This window comes from Pseudomonas sp. P4_D7 (assembly GCF_056401755.1).
In genome coordinates this window covers 150,190-168,416 of record NZ_JBFUIR010000003.1, presented here as the reverse complement: position 1 = coordinate 168,416, position 18,227 = coordinate 150,190, and the positions used below count along the sequence as shown (strand labels likewise).

Annotated in this window: 16 protein-coding genes; 8 read left to right on the top strand and 8 right to left on the bottom strand. The window is 59.6% G+C overall.

Translation table 11 applies throughout. From position 1 onward, the window contains the following. The first annotated feature begins 422 nt into the window (after positions 1-422). The 4 genes from AC1DVF_RS03930 (at position 423) to AC1DVF_RS03915 (ending at position 3,886) form a co-directional block, all read left to right on the top strand. Positions 423-1,217 carry a helix-turn-helix transcriptional regulator gene (locus AC1DVF_RS03930; RefSeq protein ID WP_095047888.1) on the top strand — a complete coding sequence of 265 codons (795 nt, stop codon included), beginning with the start codon at positions 423-425 and terminating at the stop codon, positions 1,215-1,217. A 33-nt stretch (positions 1,218-1,250) separates the two neighbouring features. Then, on the top strand, positions 1,251-2,645 hold the full coding sequence (locus tag AC1DVF_RS03925) for an efflux transporter outer membrane subunit (protein ID WP_460129100.1): 1,395 nt from the start codon (positions 1,251-1,253) through the stop codon (positions 2,643-2,645). Between the two features lie 156 nt (positions 2,646-2,801). Then, complete coding sequence (locus AC1DVF_RS03920; protein ID WP_007915980.1) at positions 2,802-3,407, top strand: SCO family protein; 606 nt, start codon at positions 2,802-2,804, stop codon at positions 3,405-3,407. Further along, complete coding sequence (locus AC1DVF_RS03915; protein WP_093430737.1) at positions 3,407-3,886, top strand: copper chaperone PCu(A)C; 480 nt, start codon at positions 3,407-3,409, stop codon at positions 3,884-3,886. Before AC1DVF_RS03920 ends, AC1DVF_RS03915 begins: the two co-directional genes overlap by 1 nt. 79 nt (positions 3,887-3,965) lie before the next feature. Here the strand turns inward: AC1DVF_RS03915 and AC1DVF_RS03910 are convergent, their stop codons facing one another. Beyond that, positions 3,966-4,463: a cupredoxin domain-containing protein gene (locus AC1DVF_RS03910; RefSeq protein ID WP_093430736.1), complete on the bottom strand. Its 498-nt coding sequence runs from the start codon at positions 4,461-4,463 to the stop codon at positions 3,966-3,968. A 221-nt stretch (positions 4,464-4,684) separates the two neighbouring features. Between AC1DVF_RS03910 and AC1DVF_RS03905 the strand changes: the two genes are divergently transcribed. Together AC1DVF_RS03905 and AC1DVF_RS03900 are read left to right on the top strand one after the other, a co-directional pair. After that, positions 4,685-5,059 carry a hypothetical protein gene (locus tag AC1DVF_RS03905; protein ID WP_093430735.1) on the top strand — a complete coding sequence of 125 codons (375 nt, stop codon included), beginning with the start codon at positions 4,685-4,687 and terminating at the stop codon, positions 5,057-5,059. Next, positions 5,056-5,253 carry a helix-turn-helix transcriptional regulator gene (locus tag AC1DVF_RS03900; RefSeq protein WP_477782036.1) on the top strand — a complete coding sequence of 66 codons (198 nt, stop codon included), beginning with the start codon at positions 5,056-5,058 and terminating at the stop codon, positions 5,251-5,253. Before AC1DVF_RS03905 ends, AC1DVF_RS03900 begins: the two co-directional genes overlap by 4 nt. Before the next feature lie 36 nt (positions 5,254-5,289). Here AC1DVF_RS03900 and AC1DVF_RS03895 read toward each other — a convergent pair whose 3' ends face one another. Continuing rightward, on the bottom strand, positions 5,290-6,306 hold the full coding sequence (locus AC1DVF_RS03895; protein WP_477782035.1) for an ABC transporter substrate-binding protein: 1,017 nt from the start codon (positions 6,304-6,306) through the stop codon (positions 5,290-5,292). Between the two features lie 420 nt (positions 6,307-6,726). Here AC1DVF_RS03895 and AC1DVF_RS03890 point away from each other — a divergent pair, with 420 nt between their 5' ends. Continuing rightward, the gene (locus AC1DVF_RS03890) at positions 6,727-8,937 is read left to right on the top strand and encodes an LTA synthase family protein (RefSeq protein WP_477782034.1); all 2,211 of its coding nucleotides are present in this window, start codon (positions 6,727-6,729) and stop codon (positions 8,935-8,937) included. 151 nt (positions 8,938-9,088) lie between these two features. Further along, on the top strand, positions 9,089-11,359 hold the full coding sequence (katG, locus tag AC1DVF_RS03885) for a catalase/peroxidase HPI (protein WP_477782033.1): 2,271 nt from the start codon (positions 9,089-9,091) through the stop codon (positions 11,357-11,359). 284 nt (positions 11,360-11,643) lie between these two features. On the opposite strand, the gene pepN is transcribed toward katG, so the two are convergent. The 6 genes from pepN to AC1DVF_RS03855 are packed head-to-tail and all read right to left on the bottom strand — an operon-like array spanning position 11,644 to position 18,160. Continuing rightward, positions 11,644-14,301 carry an aminopeptidase N gene (pepN, locus tag AC1DVF_RS03880; protein WP_477782032.1) on the bottom strand — a complete coding sequence of 886 codons (2,658 nt, stop codon included), beginning with the start codon at positions 14,299-14,301 and terminating at the stop codon, positions 11,644-11,646. Between the two features lie 10 nt (positions 14,302-14,311). Further along, positions 14,312-15,142: a DUF2797 domain-containing protein gene (locus AC1DVF_RS03875; protein WP_476336244.1), complete on the bottom strand. Its 831-nt coding sequence runs from the start codon at positions 15,140-15,142 to the stop codon at positions 14,312-14,314. Next, positions 15,139-15,399 carry a YeaC family protein gene (locus AC1DVF_RS03870; protein WP_007919229.1) on the bottom strand — a complete coding sequence of 87 codons (261 nt, stop codon included), beginning with the start codon at positions 15,397-15,399 and terminating at the stop codon, positions 15,139-15,141. The genes AC1DVF_RS03875 and AC1DVF_RS03870 overlap by 4 nt, the downstream gene beginning before the upstream one ends. 33 nt (positions 15,400-15,432) lie before the next feature. After that, positions 15,433-16,302: a rhomboid family intramembrane serine protease gene (locus AC1DVF_RS03865; RefSeq protein ID WP_460091226.1), complete on the bottom strand. Its 870-nt coding sequence runs from the start codon at positions 16,300-16,302 to the stop codon at positions 15,433-15,435. After that, positions 16,299-17,270 (bottom strand): metallophosphoesterase, encoded by a 972-nt coding sequence (locus AC1DVF_RS03860; RefSeq protein WP_093430727.1) that lies wholly within the window; start codon positions 17,268-17,270, stop codon positions 16,299-16,301. The genes AC1DVF_RS03865 and AC1DVF_RS03860 overlap by 4 nt, the downstream gene beginning before the upstream one ends. Next, positions 17,270-18,160, bottom strand: a complete 891-nt coding sequence (locus tag AC1DVF_RS03855; RefSeq protein WP_003224174.1) for an NAD(+) kinase — start codon at positions 18,158-18,160, stop codon at positions 17,270-17,272. Before AC1DVF_RS03855 ends, AC1DVF_RS03860 begins: the two co-directional genes overlap by 1 nt. Positions 18,161-18,227: the final 67 nt, after the last annotated feature.

Below are 18,227 nucleotides of genomic sequence, written 5' to 3'. Positions count from 1 at the left end.
AAACCCGGACAACCACCAGGCTCGTACACCCCTGTCTGACCTTGTGGGCGTGTTTACCGTAGGCACTGTCGAAAAGTTCGGAGAGGAAATACTGAAAAGCTTGTAGGAAAAAAACCACATAGCAGCGCCGCCATTTACCCGAGCGCTGCCGATCAGAATTCCCCTTCGCCAGGTTTTCCGGGGCTTGAGCGTGACTGAACAGTCACTCTCGCCGTTACGCCGGCGTTTAACAGCGTCAGAACCCCGGCGCCAATATTCAGAAATAGTGGCACTTTGTGTCCCTGTTTTCCCCTACAGACGTAGGACAAATCCATAGGCTTAAATCCCGCTCCAGATCATGTTCAAGGAGAAATGACTGCGTGGGCGGCTTTTACAGAGACGGCAGACGATTCAGTGATGGCTCTGAACCAAGGATGAAGGATATGAATCTGACCGGCAGCATTCGTAATATGGAAAACCCACACTTCTACTGGCAACTGGGTGAGTTGATTGCCAGCACCGGCGATGATCACTTCGCCACGAACATGTTCCAGTTGGTCGACACCTTGGTGCCGGTCAACCGCGTGGATCTCAGTGAGTGGACGCTGGATGAACGTCAGGCCAGTGTGGTCGACATCAAACCGTTGGGCAGCGCCGGTTTGACGCAGACCTGTGCAGCGCCCGATCCGCTGGAAAGCCCCGACGATCATCCGCTGCTGCAGAAGATGATCGAGATGAACGACTCGCTGCTGATTCAACTGAAAGCCTCGCTCCAGCCTCGCCATCCGCAACACAGTGCGCATCAATGCAATCTGGTTTCGCGTACGTCCAACCGCCGTTGCGTGATTTCGTTTTACCGACCGCATACCCAACGGGTGTTTTCCCTGCCGGAGCTGTCGTTTCTCAAGAGCCTGTCCGACACCCTGCTGCCACTGATCGAACGTCACGCGCAGATCAGTCGGCAAATCCTCGCCCGGCAACCGCGCCAACCATTGGCCGAACTGGATCAGGCGCCGCTGGCGCAGGTGTTCGATGAGCGCCTGGCATTAAGCGACATCGCCCTGTCGGTGCGCGAGAAAGAAGTCTGCCTGGGCCTGTTGACCGGCGGCACCGTGCCGCAAATGGCGGAAAAGCTGCGGGTCAAAAACAGCTCGATCGAGACGTACCTGAAACGCGCCACGGCCAAACTCGGCGTGAGTGGCCGCCATGGCCTGGCGAAATGGATGGCCGGCGCCTGAGCACAAAGCTCTCTAAATGCATGAGGCAGTTCGATGTTGACGTTGCGACTTTCCCTGCTGTCCATCGCGGTGCTGATGGCCGGTTGTTCATTGATTCCCGAGTATCAGCGCCCCGCGTCCCCCACCGCCGCGCAGTATCCGACAGCAACGCAGCCCGCCACGAGCGCTGAGGACTGGCGCACGCTGTTCACCGATCCGGTGCTGCAACAACTGATCGAAAGCGCGCTGGTCAACAACCGCGACCTGCGCGTGGCGGCACTCAACGTCGAAGCCTTTCAGGCGCAATACCGCATTCAGCGCGCCGACCTGCTGCCGGCGGTGTCGGCCAATGCCAATGAATTGCGCCAGCGCATGCCGCCGAGCGTGACCCAAGGCAAAGCGCTGATCAATTCGACGTACTCGGTCAACCTCGGCATCAGCGCTTATGAGCTGGACTTCTTCGGTCGCGTGCGCAGCCTCAGCGAGGAGGCCTTGCAAACCTGGCTTGCGACTGAAGAAGCGCGGCGCAGTGCCGAGCTGAGTCTGGTGGCCAACGTCGCCAACGCCTACCTGACCTGGCGCGCCGATCAGGAGCTGCTGGAGCTGACCCGCGACACCCTTGCTGCCGATGAACAGAGCCTGCACCTGACCACCCGCAACCGTGAGGCCGGCAAATCGTCAGCGCTGGAGCAGGCGCAGGCCAGAACCAGCGTCGACAGTTCCCGGGCCAATCTGGCGCGCTATCAGCGTCAGGTCGCCCAGGACTTGAACAGCCTGACCTTGCTGGTCGGCGCGCCGGTGCCCGAGTCGCTGCCCGCCCGTCCACTGGCCAGCGAGCTGGTGCGGCAACTGCCCGCCGGCCTGCCCTCGGATCTGCTGCAACGGCGTCCGGACATCCTTCAGGCGGAGTACAAACTGAAAGCAGCCAACGCCAATATCGGTGCGGCACGGGCGGCGTTTTTTCCCAGTGTCAGCCTGACGGCGAATGCCGGGACGTCGAGCCGCGATCTGTCCGGGCTGTTCGGCGGTGGCTCTGGCGCCTGGACCTTTCAGCCGCAGATCAGCCTGCCGATTTTCAATGCCGGCAGCCTGCGCGCCAGCCTGGATTATTCGAAATTGCAGAAAGATGTGGCGGTGGCCGAATACGAAAAATCGATTCAAACCGCATTTCAGGAAGTCGCCGACGGCCTCGCTGCGCGCAGCACTTATCAGCAGCAATTGCAGGCGCAGCGCGATCTGGTCGCGGCCACACAGACTTACTACAACCTGGCGCAAAACCGTTATCAGAATGGCGTCGACAGCAGCCTGACGTTCCTCGATGCGCAGCGTTCGCTGTTCAGTTCGCAGCAAGGCCTGATCACCGATCGCCTCGCGCAACTGGTCGCCGAGGTCAACCTTTACACCGCGCTGGGCGGGGGCTGGAGCGCCGCTGAATCAAGCGTCCAGTAAGCTGTAGTCACTTTTTCTTACACCTTTTGTCGCGCGATCCTCTGCCGTGCGGCGATCCGTGGCCGGCGTCTGCCTGCAGTTTGGTATCATGCGCCGCTTTTACGGTTAACCCCCCGCCAGTCCTGCTGACTGACGGGCTGCAAAAGGCGGTATTAGATGACGGCTTTGTTGACTCGCCGCAAGGTGCTTGCGGGAATGGGCGTACTCGGGCTCGGCCTGCTCGCCGGCTGCGACACCCGCGGCCAACTGTCGTACAAGTACGGCAAGGATCTGAGTAACAAGATCATGGGGCGCACCTTCAAACTGAAGAACACCGATGGCGAAACCATGACGCTGTCGAGCTTTCGCGGCATGATGCCGATGGTCTTCTTCGGCTTCACCCAGTGCCCGGCAGTCTGCCCGACCACCCTCGCCCGCGCGGCGAAAATCAAGAAACTGATGGGCGCCGATGGCGATCGTTTGCAGGTGATCTTCATCACCCTCGATCCCGAGCGCGATACCCCGGAAATCCTCGACGCCTACATGAAAGCCTTCGACCCGACGTTCGTTGCGCTGTACGGCACACTCGAGGAAACCGCGGCCACCGCCAAGGAATTCGACGTGTTCTACGAGAAAGTCCCGGCCGGCGACACCTATACCATCTCGCACACTGCCACCAGTTACGTTTACGACTCCAACGGCGGCTTGCGCCTGGGTCTGTCCACCTCGCTTTCGGCAGAACAATGCACGGAAGATTTGCTTACTGTTATGGAGGTTTGCTGATGCAACCTGTTCTGAACCACATCAAACGCGCTGTCATCGGTCTGTCTCTGCTGGGCCTGGCGTTCCAGGTGTCCGCGCAGACCAAAGTCGACGACGCCTGGGTCCGTGCCACCGTGCCGACCCAGTCCGCCAGCGGCGCGTTCATGACCCTCACCGCCGACAGTGACAGCAAGTTGCTCAGCGTCGCGACGCCAGCGGCCAAGGACGTGCAGATCCATGAAATGACCATGAAGAATGACGTCATGAGCATGGGCCCGGTGAAGTTCGTCGAGCTGCCGGCCGGCAAAGCCGTCAAGCTTGATCCGAACGGCTATCACGTGATGCTGATGGGCCTGAACGGTCAGCTCAAAGAAGGCGAAAGCGTACCGCTGACCCTGACCGTGGAAAACGCCAAGGGCGAAAAAGAAACCATCGAAGTGAAGGCACCGGTTCGTGCGCTGACCAACATGGAAGGTCACGATCACAGCAAAATGCACTGATCTGACTGAGCGGCAATAAAAAAGGGGCGGCCTGATCGATAATCAGGCCGCCCCTTTTTTGTCTTTGATGGGCGCCGCATTAACGCCTGCGGGCCAATGCCTTGCGCACACTTTCCCGTGACATTCCCGAGCCGGAACGGGGCACGGCCTTATCTACGGGTGCCTTGGCCAACTGTCCCTTGCGCTTTTCCACCTCACGCCACTGGTAACCGAGATATCCGCCTGCCGCCACAATCCCCAGCCAACCGAAAACCGAACTGACGAAGAACCACAGCCCGAGGGTGATCCACACGTTTTTCGAGGTGAACAACTTCAAGCTGTCATCGGCACGCACCGGTTCAACCGGTTCAACCGCTGCCTGCGTCACCGGTACTCTGTGCACCCCATCCAGATCAATGCGCCAAGCGAAGTCCGCCCCGGCCACCGGAATGTCTAGCTGATTGCCTTCAGCACGATGCACCCGAATTTCGCCATCGACGAGCGACATGGAGCTGAAACTGATATGGGTTTCATGGTGAATCTCGCCGTTGACCAAGGTCACGACGGTTCGTTGTGGGTCATTGGGGGTCTCGCGCATGTCGATTCCTTGAGCGTTGCACGTCGGACGACGTGCGAAGGGATAATCCGTTGAGTTCGAATGCTACTGAGTGGTTATTACGCTGTCCAGAACGCGTGCCCCTACGCTGCAACTGCTCCGACACCAGCATGTTCGAGGCGACCAGCGTGATGGAAAGCGTGCTTTACATCGGATAAATCTTCGGCGACCATGTAAAGGGTCTTTTACATAGGAAGTGAAGAATGAACCGGTACTACCTCGAATTGGGCGCAGCATTAATCATCTACATGCTGGTGCTGACAGCCTCATTGGTTGCCTCGCAATATCTGATGGACGCCCCCATCGTGCTGCGCTCGGCCGTCGCAGTGACGCCGGTCATTCCGGCGGGACTGATGTGCTGGGCCATCGTGCGCAATATGCGGCGCATGGACGAAATGCATTTGCGCATCCAGTTTGAGGCGTTGGGTTTTGCCTTCGCCGCCTCGGCACTGCTGACCTTCAGCTACGGTTTTCTGGAAAACGTCGGCGCCCCGCATATTCCGTGGACGTGTGTATGGCCGGTGATGGGGCTGATGTGGATTGTCGGCCTGCACATTGCGCGACGCCGCTACCAATGAAAAACCGCCTCAAGGAATTGCGCGCCGAGCGCAAATGGTCGCAGGTCGATCTGGCTGAACGCCTGAGCGTGTCGCGTCAGACGATTAACGCGATTGAAAACGAACGCTACGACCCGAGTCTGCCACTGGCCTTTCAGATTGCTCGGGCGTTCGAGATGCCGATTGAGAACATTTTTGATGATGGCGAACCTTGAATGAAAAAAGGGGCAACAGACGTTGCCCCTTTTCTATCAACTCCCCGCGCCACCATGCGCCTCTTCAAAAAAGTAATCCTTCCAGCTCTCAGCCTTGTTCTTCAGCACACCCAGTTCCTGCAACTTCTCGGCATAGATAAAGGTGCGCTGCGGCACCACGGTAAAATCGATTTCCGGGTCTTTGACGATTTGCTCGACCAGGGCCAGCGGCAACTTCGACTGTTCGACACGAATGTACGCCTGAGCCGCCGCCGGCTTGTCAGCCTTGATAATTTTCTCGGCTTCGGCCAAAGCGTCGTAGAACGCCTTGTAGGTTTTCGGGTTTTCGTCGTGGAATTTTTCTGTGGTGTAGAGCACGTTGAACGTTGCCTGACCGCCGAGCACGTCATAGGAGCTCAGCACTTTGTGCACGTTGGGATTCTGCAAAGCCTGGTACTGGAACGGCGGGCTGGAGAAATGCGAGTTGATCTCGGAGCCGCCGGCGATCAGCGCGGCGGTCGCATCGGGGTGCGGCAGGCTGACTGAAATATCGTCGAATTTCTTGTACTGCCCGTCACCGAATTCCTTGGCGGTTTCGATCTGCAAGGTGCGTGACTGGAAGCCCACGCCGGCAGCCGGCACGGCAATCCGGTCCTTGTCGGAGAAGTCCTTGAGCGTCTTGATGTTTGGATTGTTGGTCAGCAGATAGTTGGGCATCGAACCCAGCGCGGCGATGGCTTTGACGTTCTGTTTGCCTTTGGTGCGATCCCACACGGTGAGCATCGGCGGCACACCGGCGGACACCACGTCGAGGGATCCGGTTAGTAATGCTTCGTTCATCGCGGTGGCCCCGGAGATGCTGTTCCAGTCGACCTTGATGTCGAGGCCCTGCTCCTTGCCGTGTTTTTCGATGAGATTCTGGTCGCGCACTACATCGAGAATCAGGTAACCGATGCCGAATTGCTGGGCGATGCTGATCTTGCCTTCGGCCTGGGCGCCGGTGCTGAACAACGCACTCGCGGCCAGGGAGGCGGCCAACAGAGTCAGTGCAGAACGTTTGAACGGTGTGGCCATGACAACCTCGCAGCATGGGGGTGGTGTGCTGAAAGGCCTGACTTTATAGCTATAAAAAATAGAAATTAAATATCTTTATCGCATATCGATAGCACGGGTTGTCGAGCGAAAGGAGGCTGCAATCTTTTGATTCCGGGTTTCGATAACAAGATCAAAAGATCGCAGCGTGCCGCAACTCCTACATTGGAATCCGGTGGCGGCTCGACGGGTTAAACAGCCTGAAACAATAAATCCACCAGCCTCAATATCGTCGATTGCCGGGCCACGCGAAGGCGGGTCAGGCCTGCAGACACTCCATCACCTTCAGAGGCCACCGCACCAGCGCATCAGATGAGGGTTTAAAAGGGCGATCAGACAGCTCACCCTTGGTATCATCGCGCACACTTTTATGACGATTTAATGGCTGGAAGGTCTTTTTTTGTGAGCGCTCTTTTTAACCGGTTGCGGCAGCCGCATGCCCGCCTCTTTTCCCTGATTGTTCTGGTGCTGGTGGTGCCGCTGTGCCTGCGTGCGGCACTGGGTTGGTCGGCACCGCTGGGCTATTTGTCGGATCTGGCCATCGGCAGCCTGTTGGTGGTGTTGCTGCATCGCCGGGCGTGGTGGCTGGCCTTGCCGGTGTTGCTGTTCTGGGGATTGCTGGCGGTGGCAACCGCTGAACTGGTCAGCGCGGTCGGTCGGCTGCCGACGCCTTCGGACATTCATTACCTGATCGATCCGCAGTTCGTGGAAAACTCCACGGGTGGCGGCCTGGCCCATCCTGCACTGGGCATCACTTTGCTACTGGCCCTGCTGTTCTGGCTGCTGACCCGGTTTGCCAACCGCAACCTGCCACGTCCGCCCCTGCCACGCGCAGCCTGGAGCGCACCGCTGGTATTGTTCGCCGCCCACTGGGGCGCGCAGAACCTGTGGCCGAGCGAAACGGATCCGTGGCGCCAGTACAACCTGCCGCACCAATTGCTGGCCAGCGAGGTCGCCGATCTGCAGATCCAGGCCGAGGAATGGCTGGACGGCGATGTCGAAGAACCCGCGCCGGCCATGGCCGGGCTCACCGACGTCGACCTCAACGGGCAGAAACTGCTGGCCGCGCCGGGACAAGCACGCAACGTGCTGATCATCGCGCTGGAAGGCATTCCCGGGGCTTACATCCGCGCCAACCGCGAGGCGATCGGCAGCCATTATCAGGAAGACCTGATGCCCAACCTCAGCCGCTGGGCCGAGCGCGGCATGAACACCCCGGACTACGTGCTGCATACGCACCAGACCATTCGCGGTCTGTACGCGATGCTCTGCGGCGATTACGACAAACTCAACAACGGCACGCCCAAAGGCGTGGAAATGCTCACCCTCAACGAGCGCAATCAGGCCTGCCTGCCGGCGCAGCTGCGCGAACACGGCTTCAGCACCCACTATCTACAGGGTGCCGGGCTGCGCTTCATGGCCAAAGACAAGATCATGCCGCACATTGGTTTCGATGCGACGCACGGTCTGGAATGGTTCAGCAACAGCAATTATCTGGAATTCCCGTGGGGCAAGGATGACAAGGCGTTTTTCGAAGGCGCGCTGGATTATGTCGGCCAACTGAAAAAGCAGAAGAAGCCGTGGATGCTGACATTGCTGACCGTCGGCACCCATCAGCCCTACTCCGCGCCCGAGGAATACCTGGAGCGCTACGAAACGCCGAAACAGGCCGCCGTCGGTTATCTCGACGATGCGCTGGAGCAATTCCTCAGCGGCCTCGAGCACCAGGGCGTCCTGAAAGACACGCTGGTGGTGATCACCTCGGACGAATCCCACGGCATCGACGGCGTGCGCCTGGCCTCTTCATGGGGCTTCAACCTGACCCTGGCGCCGGAGCATGAACAACTGCCACGGCTCAACAAAGGCGTGTATGGCCACGTCGATCTGAGCACTTCCATCCTCGACTACTTCGACCTGCCGGTGCCTTCCGCGCTGAGCGGCCGCTCGCTGTTTCGCGACTACGACAGCGGCCGCGAAATCATGTCGTTCACCAACGGCAAGCTGCGCTATCACAACGGTCAGGGGATTTTTTCCGAGTGCGACATGCCGCGCCGCTGCCGCTATTACGAAAGCGCCGGGTTCATCGCTGAAAGCGCCACGTACAAAGGCAACTACAGCGGTCACCCGGCCCGGCAGATCGCCGCCCGCGCCAACGCTCTCGACCTGTCGCTGCTGCGCACGCCGCTCAATCATCGCTATCAGTTCGGCAGCACCAACGTCATCCCGCTGCAAGCGCAAATCAAGGATGACTGGGCCGACAACCTGATCGGCGCGCAGTACCTGGAAATGCCCAAAGGCTCGCACACCCGCGTGCGCCTGACCGTGCGCTCGGTCGATCCGCAACAAGCGGCGTACATTCAGCTCAAGGCCAAAGAGTTTGAACAGGACGTGCAGATTGGCCTGCCGCAGGAGATGGTGGCAACCGCCGAGCAGCCACTGGAAATGAACTTCAGCTTCGACAACCCGCAAGAGCGCAAAGCGTTTTCTTTCCATTTGCTGGGGTATGGATTGGGCGCGGTTGAGGTGACGGATTTCAGTGTGATTACCGAGTTGCCAGGGCAAGAGGACATCCTTGACGACGTGCCGGAGGACGACACGGCCCAATCCACCTGATCAAGGTCCTATAGGGGCGAGCGCGCAGTAAAAGGTTCTGACTATCAACGTCCAATAGTCGGCCTATTAGCTGACTTCCCCAGTCGGGTCTAGCCTTACTAGTCCGAAGTCGGCACGAGCCGGCCGTAGCAGACCTGATAAGGACCCGAACATGGCAAACGAATCGAAATGCCCGTTCAACCACGCCGCCGGTGGTGGCACGACGAACCGTGACTGGTGGCCGAATCAACTCAACCTGAAAATCCTCAGTCAGCATTCGCCAAAGTCCGATCCGTTGGGCAAGGATTTCGACTACGCCAAAGCCTTCAAAAGCCTGGACTTCCAGGCGCTGAAACAAGACCTCAATGCGCTGATGACCGACTCTCAGGACTGGTGGCCAGCCGACTTTGGCCACTACGGCCCCCTCTTCATCCGCATGGCCTGGCATAGCGCCGGCACCTATCGCACCGCCGATGGCCGTGGTGGCGCCGGCTCCGGGCAACAACGCTTTGCACCACTGAACAGCTGGCCAGACAACGTCAGCCTCGACAAGGCCCGGCGCCTGCTGTGGCCGATCAAGCAGAAATATGGCCGCAATATTTCCTGGGCCGACCTGATCGTTCTCACTGGGAACGTCGCGCTGGAATCCATGGGTTTCAAAACCTTCGGATTCTCCGGTGGCCGCCCCGATGTGTGGGAGCCGGACGAAGACGTTTACTGGGGTTCGGAGCACGAATGGCTGGGCGGCGACAGCCGTTACGGCAAGGACAAGTCCGCCATGCAGGAACCCGGTGACGGTACGTTGGTCGCCGAGCCGGATTTGCATGGCAAAGAAGAGAGCCGCACCGATCAGGGCGAACGCAATCTGGAAAACCCGCTCGCCGCCGTGCAAATGGGCCTGATCTACGTGAACCCCGAAGGTCCGGAAGGCAATCCAGACCCGGTCGCTTCAGCCCACGACATCCGCGAAACCTTCGGCCGTATGGCCATGAACGATGAAGAAACCGTCGCGTTGATCGCTGGCGGTCACGCCTTCGGTAAAACCCACGGCGCCGGCCCAGCCGATAACGTCGGGCCTGAGCCGGAAGCGGCCGGCCTCGAAGAACAGGGCCTCGGTTGGCGCAACGCGTTCGGTACCGGCAAGGGTGGCGACACCATTACCAGCGGTCTGGAAGTGACCTGGACCACCACACCGACGAAGTGGAGCAACAACTACCTGGAAAACCTGTTCGGCTTCGAGTGGGAGCTGACCAAAAGCCCGGCCGGTGCGCATCAGTGGATTCCGAAAAACGGCGCCGGTGCCGGTACCGTTCCCCACGCCCATGATCCGAACAAGAAACTCTCGCCGACCATGCTCACCTCTGACCTGGCGCTGCGTTTCGATCCAGCCTACGAGCAGATCTCCCGGCGCTTCCTCGCCAATCCGGATCAGTTGGCCGATGCCTTCGCCCGTGCCTGGTACAAACTGATCCACCGCGACATGGGCCCGCTGTCGCGCTATCTCGGACCGGAACTGCCGAGCGAAGAATTGCTGTGGCAGGATCCGATTCCCGCTGTCAGTCATCCGCTGATCGACGAAAGCGACGCGGCTGCGCTGAAAGGCAAAATCCTCGCGTCAGGCCTTTCGGTGTCGCAACTGGTCTCGACCGCATGGGCCGCTGCCTCGACCTTCCGTGGTTCGGACAAGCGCGGCGGCGCCAACGGTGGACGCCTGCGTCTGGCACCGCAAAAATTCTGGCAGGCCAATCAGCCTGAGCAACTGACCAAAGTGCTGCAAACCCTTGAGGGCATTCAGAACGACTTCAACAGCGGCGCTGCTGGCAAGAAAGTCTCGCTGGCAGACCTGATCGTATTGGCCGGGAATGCCGGGGTCGAGCAAGCAGCGAAAAACGCTGGCCACTCGGTCACGGTGCCGTTCACACCGGGGCGTACGGATGCAACCCAAGAGCAAACCGATGTTGATTCCTTCGGTTTCCTTGAACCGATTGCCGATGGCTTCCGCAACTACAGCAAAGGCAAATACACCGTCTCGGCCGAGGCGTTGCTGATTGACAAGGCGCAACTGCTGACGCTTACCGCACCGGAGATGACTGTGCTGCTGGGCGGTTTGCGGGTGTTGAACACCAACGTCGGGCAAACCCGGCATGGTGTGTTCACCTCGCAGACGGAAGCGCTGACCAATGACTTCTTCACCAACCTGCTGGACATGGGGGTGGAGTGGAAGCCAACGTCACGGGATGCGGATGAGTTCGAGGGGCGTGACCGTAAAACCGGCAGCGTGAAGTGGACGGCGACGCGGGTTGATCTGGTATTCGGCTCGAATGCGCAACTGCGGGCTTTGGCTGAGGTGTATGCCAGTTCGGATGCGAAGGAGCAGTTTGTTAAGGACTTTGTTGCGGCGTGGACGAAGGTCACCAACCTGGATCGTTTCGACCTGAAGTAACTTTTAGTCAATAAAAACGCCGCATTGGTTAATGCGGCGTTTTTTTATGTGTACGGCTTGGGGTTTGTGGTGATGCGTGAATCCTACCCCCTCACCCCAGCCCTCTCCCCCCAGGGGGGCGAGGGGGAAAGGGAGCCGATCTTCGTGCTTTTCAAGTCCTGAGTTCGGCTCGGACTTTCAGGTCGGTGTAACTCAACCATCCACCTCAGTCAGTCCCCTCTCCCACTGGGAGAGGGTTAGGGTGAGGGCCGGTCCACAGCTCGAACACCGACGCCAATACACCATCAAGCCAGGCTCTTGCTCACCACCTCATACACATCACTCGACAACTGCCCAGACGCCCGAATCCGCTCCAGCTCAGCCTTCATCAGCGCCTGACGCGCACCGTCGTATTTACGCCAGCGAGTCAGCGGCGCCAGTTGGCGCGAAGCGATCTGCGGGTTGAAGCCGTTCAACTCAATCACCAGATCCGCGAGGAAGCGATAACCGGAACCGTCCGCCGCGTGGAAGTTGATCAGGTTCTGCCCGGCAAACGCGCCGACCAGTGCACGCACCTTGTTCGGGTTCTTGATGTTGAACGCCGGGTGTTGCATCAACGCTTTCACCCGTTCCAGACCGCCCGGCAAGGTGCTGCCGGCCTGCACGCTGAACCACTGATCCATCACCAGCGGATTGTCCTTGAAGTGCTCGGCGAAACTGGCCAGCGCCAAGGCTTTCTGCTCTTCGAACGGCGAATTGACCAACACCGCCAGCGCGGTCAGGCGCTCGGTCATATTGTCGGCTGTTTCGAACTGTTCCAGCGCCGCCGCAAGTACTTCCGGCTTGCCACTGAGCATCAGGTACGACAGCGCGATATTCTGCAGCGCGCGACGGGCGAAATGCTCGGCTTCGGCCACATACGGGGTTTGCTTCGACAGATCACGGTTGGCCTGATACCGCAGCCACAGCGCTTCGAACAGACCTTCCGCCAGTTGCTGACGAGCGAACTCTCGGGCGATATGGATCGCGTCGACGTCAGCCACTTCGCTGATTTCAGTGAGGTACGCCTCACCCGGCAACGAGAGCATTTCTGCGACCATGGCCTGATCCAGCGACTCATCCGACAGCACCGTACGCAGCGCCGAGACCAGACGCGGGTCGAGCTTCAGGCTCTCGCCTTTCTGTTGCTGGCCGATCAATTCCTGCAGGACTTGCACCGACAGTTGCTGACCAGCATCCCAGCGGTTGAAGCCGTCGCTGTCGTGCTGCATCAGGAACATCAGCTGATCGCGGTTGTAGGGGAAGCTCAGTTTCACCGGCGCGGAGAAGCCGCGCAGCAGCGATGGCAGCGGCTGTTCGGCGATGTCGACGAAGGTGAAAGTCTGTTCGGCTTCGGTCACCGAGATCACGCGGGTGGGGCCTTGCGCCGATGCTTCGCCGCTCAGACGCAAGGCAATTTCGTTACCTTGGCTGTCGAGCAGGCCGAGTTCGACCGGAATCACGAACGGCAGTTTTTCAACTTTATCCGGGGTTTCCGGGCAGCTCTGGCGGAAGGTCAGGCTGTAGGTTTTTGCGGCAGCGTCGTAAGACTCGCTCACCGCCAGACGCGGCGTGCCGGCCTGGCTGTACCAGCGCTTGAACTGGCTCAGGTCGACACCGTTGGCGTCTTCCATCGCTTTGATGAAGTCGTCGCAGGTCACCGCTTGGCCGTCATGGCGATCGAAGTACAGATCGCTGCCCTTACGGAAGCCTTCGGCACCGAGCAAGGTGTGGATCATGCCAACCACTTCCGAACCCTTCTCGTACACGGTCAGGGTGTAGAAGTTGGAGATTTCGATAAAGCTGTCCGGGCGCACAGCGTGGGCCATCGGGCCGGCATCTTCGGCGAACTGGTGGGTGCGCAGATAAGCCACGTCCTGAATGCGCTTGACCGTGGCCGAGTTCATGTCAGCAGAGAAGCCCGAGTCACGGAATACGGTGAAACCTTCTTTCAGCGACAGCTGGAACCAGTCGCGGCAAGTCACGCGGTTGCCCGACCAGTTGTGGAAATATTCGTGGGCGACGATCGCTTCAACGCGCTGGTGCGCGGCGTCGGTCGCGGTTTCGGCGCGGGCCAGTACGGCGCTGGAGTTGAAGATGTTGAGGCCCTTGTTCTCCATTGCGCCCATGTTGAAGTCGTTGACGGCGACGATCATGAAGATGTCCAGATCGTACTCGCGACCGTAAACCTCTTCGTCCCAGCGCATCGACTTCTTCAGGCTGTTCATCGCGTGCTGGCACTTGTCGATGTTTTCCGGCTCGACGTAAATGCGCAGTGCAACATCGCGGTTGGTCATGGTGGTGAAGCTGTCTTCAACGCACCACAAATCACCGGCCACCAACGCAAACAGGTACGCCGGTTTCATGAACGGGTCTTCCCAGGTTGCCCAGTGCCGGCCGTCTTCGCCCGGGCCACTGGCAATCGGGTTGCCGTTGGAGAGCAGCACCGGATAGCTGTGCTGTTCGGCGACCACGGTGGTGGTGAACTTGCTCATCACGTCCGGACGGTCGAGGTAATAGGTGATCTTGCGGAAACCTTCGGCCTCGCACTGGGTGCAGAACATCGTGCCGGACTTGTACAAGCCTTCCAGTGCGGTGTTGGTTTCCGGATGGATCTTCACGCTGGTGTCGACCGTGAAGCTTTCGCTGGTCGGCTGCAGGGTCAGGTGGTTTTCGGTGAGCTGGTAGTCGCCGTCAGACAGTTCCTGATCCGCTAGCGTTACCGAGAGCAACTCCAGCTGCTGGCCATCGAGCACCAGCGGCGGCAGGCCCGGGCCACGTGCCGGATTGCGGCGCATGACCAACTGCGCGTGGACCAGGCTGTGATCCTCGAACAACTCGAAGGTCAGGTGTGTTTCGTCGATCAGGTACTCGGGCGCCTGATAGTCCTTCAGGTAAATCATCTTCGGTTGTTCGGTGCGCATGCTGGCGTCCTTATTGATGCACGGCGAGCTGATAAGCCGTGTACTTGCGAATATTGATCACGCCGGTGTCGAAGATCAGGTACTGGCCCTTGATCCCCAGCAGCGTGCCTTCGGCAATCGGGTTCTTGTCCAGGTTGAAGCTGACGATTTTGGCCGGGTATTGCTCGACCGGATAGCGGATTTCCAGCGGTTCTACCTCGGCAATCGTCTGAATAGCCTGTAGGCCGAATCGCTCCTGCAAACCTTGCAGGCCTTCGGCGCAGCTTTCGAATAACTGATCACGTACCTGCGCCAGATCGACCGCCGCCGCATCGCCCTTGAGCAGCGCGCGCCAGTTGGTTTTATCCGCGACCTGACTGCGGAACAGGTCTTCAACGAAGCCCGATTGCTGCCGTGTCGAGACGCGCATGATCGGCAATGCCTGACATGCGCCCTGATCTATCCAGCGAGTCGGCAGTTGCGTAGCACGAGTGATGCCAACCTTGATCCCCGACGAATTGGACAGGTAAACCACATGGTCGGTCATGCAGAATTTCTCGCCCCACTCCGGCTCGCGGCAGGTGCCGGCGTCATAGTGGCAGCGCTCCGGGCTCATGATGCACAGGTCGCACTGCGCCAGTTTGGTCATGCACGGGTAGCAGTAACCCTGACTGAAACTGGTTTTGGTCTTGCGCCCGCAATGGGTGCAGTGAATCGCCCCCAGGTATTCCAGACGCACCGTGCTGCCGATCAACGGGTTGACCGGCACCTCGACGTCATCCAGACGAAACGCGTATTGCACGTTCGGCCCGTCCAGGCGCGCCGACATTTTGCTGATTGCACCGCGGCCAATCTCGATCAATGGATGGCATCCGATTTGAACAGAATGTTCGGCACTTCGATCGACTTCGATGCACATTCCTGCGGGCCCATGTAACCGGTGCGCTGGTCTTCAGGCAGGTTCTGGATTTCCCAGGCGATCATCGCCTGCAACGACAGCTCGCGCTGTTCGGCGGTGAGCTTGCCACCGTCGGACCACTTACCGATTTCCACGGCCAGTTTCAGGCTCTCGTAGATGTCCGGGGTGATGTTGTTGATCATGTCGTTAAAAGAGGACATCAGGGTCTCCGTGCTCTTTATCTACTGAAAATTTCAGGCGGCCAGTTTACGGCGGTTATACAAACCGCCCAACAAACCGGTGAAGCATCCGATGAGTAACCCGCCGACGTGGGCGGCGTTGGCGATTTCGCCGAAACCGATCATCGAGATCAGCCCGGACATGCACACCAGCAACCACACCAGCATCATCACCAGCACGCCACGCGGCAGGCGATAGGCCGGGTTCGGCGCCAGCAGCTGGAAGATCCAGCAATGTCCAAGCAAACCGTACAGCACGCCGGACAGACCGCCGAACAACGTCGCGCCGCTCCAGGCAAATTGCGCGTAGTTGGACACCAGGCTGAACAGCAGCGTCAGGCCGATCAGGTTGATACTGCCCTGACGCGACTCGATACGCCGGCCCAGCTCCCAATACCACATGCCGTTCATGGCCAGATGGAGGATGCCGAAGTGGATCAGCATCGGCGTGACCAGACGCCACCACTGCCCTGCCGCCAGGCTGTCGGCCAATGGCGTGAAATGGATGTACTCGCCTACAACTTGAAAATCGAGGAAGGTCAGCCAGCGCAGGGTTTGCAGGTTTTCACCAAGGTAGGTCAGCCCGCCAACGATCAGGCACAACAACAGGATGAACCCGGTGGCCTTGGCGTATTTCAGTTGCTCGGCGAAGCTCGGCCGCTTGAAGGTCTGCGCGACGGGGATGTCCAGTGTTTGCTCGGGATCGCCCGCCGGGAAGCGTTCGTACAAGGAGCGCACGTCTTCGCTGATTTCCGCCGGCGCCCACAACACCTGCTCGCCCGCCTCTTCGCTGACCCGATGCGGGACCTGCATGCGTTGCAGCAGTTTGACGAAACCACTCAAATCCACCGCCAACGGCAGACGCAATACCGCTACCGCACTCATTGCAGCACCTCCGGCCGCTCGACATCGACCCAGACAAATTTATGCGGATCCAGACGTGTTTCCTGATCCAGACGATAGGCGACCAGTTTGCCGTAAAGCACCGCGCTGTAATCCAGGCACGCGAGGTTCGGGCGGATCGGCGCTGGTTTGCCGCTGCGCCAGTAATGGCCGACGAACAGCAGTGGCTCGTCGACGCCGTAGCGCAGCAGGTTGTTTTTTTCGCTGGACGTCAGCGGCTTCTGCGCCACCGGATCTGGCAGTGCATCAGGCTGGAAAACGATATCGCCGTAAGTCTTCGGATCGTCTTCCCAGAACTTGGTGCGGAAGAACGACCGCACCAGACCATCGCCGCTGGTCATGGTCAGACCATCCGGCAGGCGCATGTCGGTGCCGCGCAACAGACGGTCGAACACGGTGCAGGCAAAGCTGTCCGGCACCGCCGAAGCCTGGAGGAAGTGTTCGTCGATACAGCCATTGGGGAACAGCGCGCGCAACGGCTCGATCAGGCCGGCATCCCAACAGGCATGCACGACGCGGAAGCGGCCGGCGTCGACAAACAGCGGCAACTCATAGAACCAGCGCTGGAAATCGTGCCAGTCACCGGGATGGTCTTCGAACTGGGTCAGGGTTTCGTGCAGCAGACGCGCGTGGCGCGGCGTGTGTTCGCGAACGAACTGCTTGCCACTGCCTGGCGGCGCCGGCGTGCTCCAGCCCAATGCGTTGAATTCGTGGTTGCCCATGATGCACAAGGCCTGACCGGCCTCGACCATGTCGTGGACGATGTGCAGCGCCTCGCGGATGCGCGGGCCACGGTCGATGATGTCGCCGACGAACACGGCCATGCGCGATGGATGCCGCCAGACCCCGCCCTGCTTGTGATAACCGAGACGGTCCAGCAAGTGTTCAAGGGTCAGGGCGCATCCGTGCACGTCACCAATCAGGTCATAACTGCGCGCGGGATCGAGCATCAGTCGCCTCCACCACCCAACTTGCTGCCCCAGCCGAGCTTGGTGCGGCAGACTTCGTAGTAGTTGTGGTCGAGCGGATGAATCAGCCGCAGCTTCTGTGCTTTCTTGCTGACGGTGATGGTGTCGCCCGGCGCGCAGGTGAAGTGGTTCTGCCCATCGCAGGAGACTTGCGGGTAAATCTGCATGTTTTTCGACACGACGATTTTCAGCTCACTGTTGCCATCGACCACAATTGGCCTGCTCGACAACATATGGGGGTACATCGGCACAATCACAATGGCATCGAGCTTGGGATGCATGATCGGCCCGCCGGCAGACAGCGCATACGCGGTGGAACCGGTCGGCGTCGCGACAATCAGGCCGTCGGCTTTCTGGCTGCAGACGAACTGACCGTCGATGTACAGCTCGAACTCGATCATCCGGGTCGATTTGCCGGGGTGCAGCACCACGTCGTTGAGCGCATCGCCCTGACCAATGGCCTCGGCGTGGCGGCGCACTTCGGCTTGCAGCAGGAAGCGGTTTTCCACCAGATAGTGGCCGTCGAGCACCTTGGCGACTTCGACTTCCAGCTCGTCCGGGCGAATGTCGGTGAGGAAGCCGAGGCTGCCACGGTTGATCCCCAGCACCGGAATATTGTGTTTGGCCAGCGCTCGTGCGGCGCCGAGCAGGCTGCCGTCACCGCCGACGACGATGACCATGTCGCAGACTTCGCCGAGCATTTTGCGCGACGAGGTTTGCAAACCGTGGCCCGGCAGGACTTCGGCGATGGTGTCTTCGAGGATCACATGCAGGTGACGATCGAGCAGAAACCGTTTCAGTCGGCGGACGGTATCCAGCACCTGGGAACTGCCCAGGCGACCGATGATGCCGATATTACGAAATTGCTCCATGGGACCTCTGCGGACAATCGAAAACGCGAAAAGCACGATTATGGGCGAAAGCGCCGGTTAGACAAAA